Annotated in this window: 6 protein-coding genes; 3 read left to right on the top strand and 3 right to left on the bottom strand. The window is 67.5% G+C overall.

All coding sequences use genetic code 11. The annotated features are described in order from the left end of the window. A partial coding sequence (locus VMR03_RS00240) for a nicotinate-nucleotide--dimethylbenzimidazole phosphoribosyltransferase (protein WP_325401098.1) occupies nt 1–935 on the bottom strand: 935 nt, incomplete at its 3' end. A gap of 81 nt (nt 936–1,016) precedes the next feature. Here VMR03_RS00240 and VMR03_RS00245 point away from each other — a divergent pair. Both VMR03_RS00245 and VMR03_RS00250 read left to right on the top strand, forming a co-directional pair. After that, nucleotides 1,017–1,256 (top strand): DUF1289 domain-containing protein, encoded by a 240-nt coding sequence (locus VMR03_RS00245; protein WP_325401100.1) that lies wholly within the window; start codon nt 1,017–1,019, stop codon nt 1,254–1,256. After that, a complete protein-coding gene (locus VMR03_RS00250; protein ID WP_325401102.1) occupies nt 1,253–2,653 on the top strand; it encodes a peptide MFS transporter in 1,401 nt (466 codons plus the stop codon). The genes VMR03_RS00245 and VMR03_RS00250 overlap by 4 nt, the downstream gene beginning before the upstream one ends. Before the next feature lie 120 nt (nt 2,654–2,773). On the opposite strand, the gene adhP is transcribed toward VMR03_RS00250, so the two are convergent. Next, the gene (gene adhP / locus VMR03_RS00255) at nt 2,774–3,805 is read right to left on the bottom strand and encodes an alcohol dehydrogenase AdhP (protein ID WP_325401104.1); all 1,032 of its coding nucleotides are present in this window, start codon (nt 3,803–3,805) and stop codon (nt 2,774–2,776) included. 218 nt (nt 3,806–4,023) lie between these two features. Here adhP and VMR03_RS00260 point away from each other — a divergent pair, with 218 nt between their 5' ends. Continuing rightward, the gene (locus VMR03_RS00260; protein ID WP_325401106.1) at nt 4,024–5,544 is read left to right on the top strand and encodes an aldehyde dehydrogenase family protein; all 1,521 of its coding nucleotides are present in this window, start codon (nt 4,024–4,026) and stop codon (nt 5,542–5,544) included. 286 nt (nt 5,545–5,830) lie between these two features. Here VMR03_RS00260 and VMR03_RS00265 read toward each other — a convergent pair. Beyond that, nucleotides 5,831–6,590 (bottom strand): hypothetical protein (locus VMR03_RS00265; protein ID WP_325401108.1); only part of this gene is annotated, 760 nt, incomplete at its 5' end.

Raw genomic sequence — 6,590 nt, forward strand, 5'->3', positions numbered from 1 at the left:
GCGGTTTTGACGAGGGTAGCCGCGAGCGCGGCGCCCGCGCCGTCCTCGAGGGTGATGCCGAGGTCGAGGAGCGGCACCTTGCCGATGGCGGCGAGCAGGCGGTCATGCGCCGCCGTGCCCGAACGATGCGCGGCGAGGCAATGGTCGAGCGAGGCCGGGTCCTGGACGTAGAGAGCGGCGGCGGCGGCGCAGGCGACGAAGCCGTCGAGCAGAACCGGGATGCGCTGGTGCCGCGCGGCGAGGATCGCGCCGGCGATAGCGGCGAGTTCGCGCCCGCCGACGCGGCGCAGCGCCTCCAGCGGATCGCGGAGACCCGCGCCATGAAAAGCGAGCGCATCCTCGACGACGGCGATCTCGCGCGCGTCGGAGGTCCAGTCGGACGGCGCGCCGCCGAAAAGCGCGGCGGCGAGCGCGGCCGCGACCGCGCCATTGCCGACGCCCATCGCGCCGACGCAGAGAAGATCGGCGCCGCCCGCGATCGCTTCCATGCCGAAGGCCATGGTGGCCGCGCAGGCCTGTTCCGAAAGCGCCGCATCGACCGTGATGTCCGGCACCGGCAGATCGAGCGCGAGGTCGAAGACCTTGAGGCCCGCATTGGCCGTGAGCGCGAACTGGTTGACCGCCGCGCCGCCTGCCGCGAAGAGCTCGACCATGGCGCGGGTATGCGATGGCGGAAGGTCGGTGACGCGGGCGGCGACCTGATGATTGGCGGCGAAGATCGCGATCAGCGGCCGCTCGACGGCGGGCTTCGGGTTCGCCTGCCAGCGGCCAAGCCAGACCGCGATCTCGGCGAGCCGGCCGAGGCCGCCGCCGTCCACGAGGTCCTGCGCCCGCGCCGCCACGGCGACCGTCGCCGCATCGTCGCCGGCGGGCAGGCCCGCGATCAGGTCGCGGATGTCGTCGAAAGGAAGGCCGGAGGGCGGACGTGCCATCATACTGCTCTCGAACTTCGCTCGGGATTTGAGCGGCGCCTTCCTATACCCTGCCCGCAAGCACGATAGAACCCCGGAAAAAGCGTGAACGCCCACCTCCCCGTTTCCTCGCCCTGCATCGACATCTGCCTGATGGACCCGGCTTCGGACCTCTGCACCGGCTGCGCCCGTTCGCTGGACGAGATCGCGGGCTGGGGAAGCCTGAGCGAGGCCGACCGCCGCGCGATCATGGCCACGCTCCCCGCCCGGCTCGACGCGCTCGGCCCCAAAGCCGCCGCCCGCGAGGAGGCGCTGGCGAAAATCCGCGCGGTGCTCGCCCGATGACCGGCGCGACGACGCCCGCCCGCACCCCCGACCTGCTCGGCCATCCGAAAGGCCTCGTCTTCCTTTTCGGCACCGAGATGTGGGAGCGCTTCTCCTATTACGGGATGCGGGCGCTGCTGACGCTCTACATGGTCAAATACCTGCTGCAACCGGGCAACCGCGAACAGGTCGCGGGCTTCGGCCTGTTGCAAGGCGCGCTCGAAGCGGTCTTCGGGCCGCTCGACGTCCAGCCGCTCGCCTCGCAGATCTACGGCCTCTATACGGCGCTCGTCTATCTGACGCCGGTTCTCGGCGGGCTGATCGCCGACCGCTGGCTCGGGCGCAGGCGCACCGTCGTCGCCGGCGCTCTGCTGATGGCGCTCGGCCATTTCATGATGGCCTTCGAGAACCTCTTCCTGCTGGCGCTGCTGACGCTCATTCTCGGCAACGGCGCCTTCAAGCCGAACATCTCGACCCAGGTGGGCATGCTCTATGCGCCGGGCGACGCGCGGCGCGACCGCGCCTATTCGATCTTCTATGTCGGCATCAATCTCGGCGCCTTTCTCGCCCCGCTCGTCTGCGGCACGCTGGGCGAGCGCGTCGGCTGGCATTGGGGCTTCGGCGCGGCGGGCGTCGGCATGCTGGTCGCAACCGCGATCTATCTCGCCGGCGCGGGCGCGCTGCCCGACGACAGGCCCGCGCGGCGCGATCCGGCGGAGGCTTCACGCGCGAAGCCGGCGCGCCACAAATTGACGCGAGACGACTGGCGTTCCATCGGCGCACTGGCGATCCTCTGCGTCTTCGTCACTTTTTTCTGGGCGACCTATGAGCAGCAGGGCAACACCATCGCTCTGTGGGCGGACGGCTACACCGACCGCGGCGTGAACCTTCTGTTCTGGCGCGGCGACGTGCCGACGACCTGGTTCCAGTCGCTGAATCCGTTCATGATCTTCGCCTTCACGCCCTTCCTCGTCGCGTACTGGGCGCAGCAGGCGCGGCGCGGCACGGAGCCCTCGACCCTCGTCAAGATGTCGCTCGGCTGCCTCGGCATCGCGCTCGGCAATCTCGTCATGATCGCCGCCGCTCTCGAGGCGGGCGCCACCGGCAAGGCGAGCCCGATGTGGCTCTTCGCCTATTTCGCGATCGTCACGCTCGGCGAACTCTACCTCTCGCCGACCGGCCTTTCCTTCGTCTCGAAAATCGCCCCGGCCTCGCTGGTCTCGATGCTGATGGGCTTCTGGTTCCTGACGAACTTCGCCGGCAACTTCCTCTCCGGCTGGCTCGGCGGCTTCTGGAGCACGATGGAGAAACCGCATTTCTTCGCCATGATCGCCGCCATCGCGGGCGCGGCAAGCGCCGCGATCTTCATCTTCGACCGCATAATGAAATCACGGCCCTCACGCAGCGGAGCGTGGTAGCGACGGGCTCACTAGCTTGTCACCCCGGGCTTCGTCCCGGGGTCCAGGGGCCCTCATATGCCGAGCAAGCGACCCCTGGATCCCGGCACAGGGCCGGGATGACAGAATATTGGGCGGCCGTCACTTCGCGAAGTCGAGCACCATGCGGCCCTGAATCTTCCCGGCCTTGAGGTCGGTGAGGATCGTGTTGATGCTTTCGAGCGGCGCGGTCCTGATCTCCGCATAGACCTTGCCCTCGCCTGCGAAGGCCAGCGCCTCGGCGAGATCCTTGCGCGTGCCGACGATGGAGCCGCGGATGGTGATCCGCTTCAGCACCACGTCGAAGATCGGCGTCGGGAAATTGCCCGGCGGCAGACCGACCATGGCCACGGTCCCCTTGCGGCGGACCATGTTGATCGCCTGCGCGAAGGCGGGCGGCGAAACCGCCGTGACGAGCACGCCATGCGCGCCGCCGCCGGTCGCCTTCACGACCTGCGCCGCCGCGTCGGCATCGCGCGCATTGACCGCGACGTCCGCGCCGGCCGCCCGCGCGAGCGCGAGCTTGTCGGGTGCGACATCGAGCGCCGCTACATGAAGCCCCATCGCCTTCGCATACTGGATGGCGACATGGCCGAGGCCGCCGACGCCGGAAATGGCGATCCACTCGCCGGGCCGCGCTTCCGTCTCCTTGATGCCTTTATAGGTGGTGACGCCCGCGCAGAGGATCGGCGCGATTTCGGCGAAGCCCACATTCGTCGGCAGGATGCCGACATAGGGCGCCGAGGCGATCACATATTCGGCGAAACCGCCATTCACGCTGTAGCCCGTATCGTGCTGGCTCTCGCACAGCGTTTCCCAGCCGGTCTCGCAATATTCGCAGCCGCCGCAGGCATCGTGCAGCCAGGCGACGCCGACCGCGTCGCCTTCCTTGAGGCCCGTGACACCCGCGCCGAGCGCGACGACGACGCCCGCCGCCTCGTGGCCCGGAATGAAAGGCGGATTGGGCTTCACCGGCCAATCGCCGTCGGCGGCGTGGAGATCGGTGTGGCAAACGCCGCAGGCCATCACCTTGACCAGCACCTCGCCCGGACCGGGCACCGGGATCGGCACCTCTTCGATCGTGAGCGGTTGGCCGAAGGCACGCACAACGGCCGCTTTCATCGTCTTCGCCATGGGGGACTCCTTTACTGCGGTCCGGAAACCGAATGACGGCCAGCATGGGCGCCCGCGCCGGACACGGCCTTGATCGGTATCAAAATGACGCTTTCGTCACGCCTTGATCGAACGCAATGCGCGAAGGCGCGGCGCGGCGCGACCCTCTCTCCCGGGGGCGCGCCGTCCGCGACATGTGGACTCCGTGTTCATCAATCCAAGTGAAAAGAGTAACGCCCATGTTCCAGCAAGCATTGGAAACGGTCCGGCGGACCGGCAACCTTCCCAAGAAATTCGGCAACTTCATCGGCGGCAAATGGTCCGCACCGCTGAAGGAGCAATATTTCACCGACACCAGCCCGATCAACGGCCTGCCGCTCGCCGACTTCGCGAAGTCGACGGCGGAAGACGTCGAGGCGGCGCTCGACGCCGCGCACAAGGCGAAGGCCGGATGGGCCCGCCTGTCGCCCGCCGAACGCGCGAAGATCCTCAACAAGGTCGCCGACCGCATGGAGGAAAATCTCGAACTCCTCGCGCTCGCCGAAACGCTCGACAATGGCAAGCCGATCCGCGAGACGCGCGGCGCCGACGTGCCGCTCGCCATCGACCACTTCCGCTATTTCGCCGGCTGCGTCCGCGCCGAGGAGGGTTCGATCTCGCGCATCGACGCCGACACCGTCGCCTATCATTTCCGCGAACCCATCGGCGTCGTCGGCCAGATCATCCCGTGGAACTTCCCGCTGCTGATGGCGGCATGGAAGATCGCCCCGGCGCTCGCCGCCGGCAACTGCACGGTCATCAAGCCCGCCTCCGACACGCCGCTCTCGCTGATGCTGCTGGCGGGCCTCACCGCCGACATCATTCCCGCGGGCGTGCTCAACGTGGTGACGGGCCCGGGCGGCATCGTCGGCCGCGCCATCGCCGCCAATCCGCGCGTCGCCAAGGTCTCCTTCACCGGCGAGACGACGACGGGCCGGCAGATCATGAGCTATGCGGCGGAACATCTGATCCCGCAGACGATGGAGCTGGGCGGCAAGTCGCCGAACATCTTCATGGCCGACGTGATGGAGGCCGACGACGAATTCTTCGACAAGGCGCTCGAAGGCTTCGCGCTCTTCGCCTTCAACAAGGGCGAGGTCTGCACCTGCCCGTCGCGCGCGCTGGTGCAGGAATCGATCTTCGACAAGTTCATGGAGCGCGCCGTCGCCCGCGTCGCGAAAATCAAGGTCGGCAATCCGCTCGATCCCGACACGCAGATGGGCGCGCAGGCCTCGACCGATCAGGTCAAGAAGATCCTCGGCTATATCGAGATCGGCAAGCAGGAAGGCGCGAAGTGCCTGACCGGCGGCGACCGCGCGCATCTGGGCGGCGACCTCGAGAACGGCAACTTCCTGCAGCCGACGGTCTTCTCGGGCCACAACAAGATGCGCATCTTCCAGGAGGAAATCTTCGGGCCGGTGCTCTCGGTCACCTCGTTCAAGACCATCGACGACGCCATCGCCATCGGCAACGACACGGTCTATGGCCTTGGCGCGGGCGTCTGGTCCCGCAACGGCAACAACGCCTTCCGCCTCGGCTCCTCGATCGAGGCCGGCCGCGTCTGGACCAATTGCTACCACGCCTATCCCGCCCACGCGGCCTTCGGCGGCTACAAGGAATCCGGTTTCGGCCGCGAGAACCACAAGATGATGCTCGACCATTATCAGCAGACGAAGAATCTGCTGGTGAGCTACAGCATGAAGGCGCAAGGGCTGTTCTGAAGAACAGGGGCGGCGGCCCGGCGCCGCCGCTTCACCACCACAAACCTGTCACCCCGGGGTCCAGGGGCGTCATATGCCGAGCAAGCGGCCCTTGGATCCCGGCACAAGGCCGGGATGACAATGGGGGTGAGCGCACGCCGGGCACCCCTTACCTCTCCCTATGGGAGAGGTCGAAACGCGGAACGCGTTTCGGGTGAGGGCAAGCCACAAGCGCCGTTCCCCGCGAAGCCCCTCACCCAACCCTCTCCCAGAGGGAGAGGGCTAGGAAGAGTTCGTCTTCTCTCTTCTAAAACATCTCCCCATACCGCACCACATTCAGCGCCTGCCGAGATTGTACCGTGTACCCCCTTTCGCGGAGCGCGGCCTCGATGCCGGGCATGTGCTGGGCGCCCCAGGGGATGATTGTGACGGGGTGCGCGGGGGATTCCTTGTCGAAGACGGCGAGGAGCCTTGCGTTGCGCTTGTCGATCAGGTCCTTGAAGACGGCTTCGACGTCGCTGTCGGCGTAGCGGTCGTCCATCTCACCGATGCGGCGGAAGGCCTCCCAGATCGAGGGGGATGAATAGAGTTCGCCGATCTCGCCGAGGAAGCGGATCGTGCCGGGCGTGAATTCGGAAATGTCGATGTCGGCGCGCAGGATCGTGGGGTGGCCGGGCGACGCGGGCGGTTTTGCGGCGGATGCGGATGCGCCGGGCGTGGACGGGGCCGAGGCCGCGCCGGCGGCATGCATCCATTCCGCCTGGATGCCGGATTGTTCCTCGAGGCCGAGGGCGGCGGCGATGCGGCCATAGGAGAACTTGCCCTTCAGAAGCTCCTTGCGGTCCGACACGCCTTCGACCAGCACCAGCGCGTCGGGCGGGAAGCTCTGGAAGAGGTCGCGATAGAACCGCCCCTCGCCGATATGGACCATGCCGACGAGGCGCACCGTCCGGTCGCCCTTGGTCAGCACCGTTTCGCGCGCCTCGACGCCCTTCGAGGTCACGGCGAGATAGCCGCCCGTCTGTTTCTCGATCGTCGCCGCGAAAATCGCCGCGACGGCAACCGGC

It is taken from the genome of Parvibaculum sp. (assembly GCF_035511255.1).
Lineage (GTDB): Bacteria > Pseudomonadota > Alphaproteobacteria > Parvibaculales > Parvibaculaceae > Parvibaculum.

Coding starts and splice junctions, on each gene's coding strand:
- VMR03_RS00250 (WP_325401102.1), top strand. CDS start 1,253: ATGACCGGCGCGACGACGCCCGCCCGCACCCCCGACCTGCTCGGCCAT.
- adhP (WP_325401104.1), bottom strand. CDS start 3,805: ATGGCGAAGACGATGAAAGCGGCCGTTGTGCGTGCCTTCGGCCAACCG.
- VMR03_RS00260 (WP_325401106.1), top strand. CDS start 4,024: ATGTTCCAGCAAGCATTGGAAACGGTCCGGCGGACCGGCAACCTTCCC.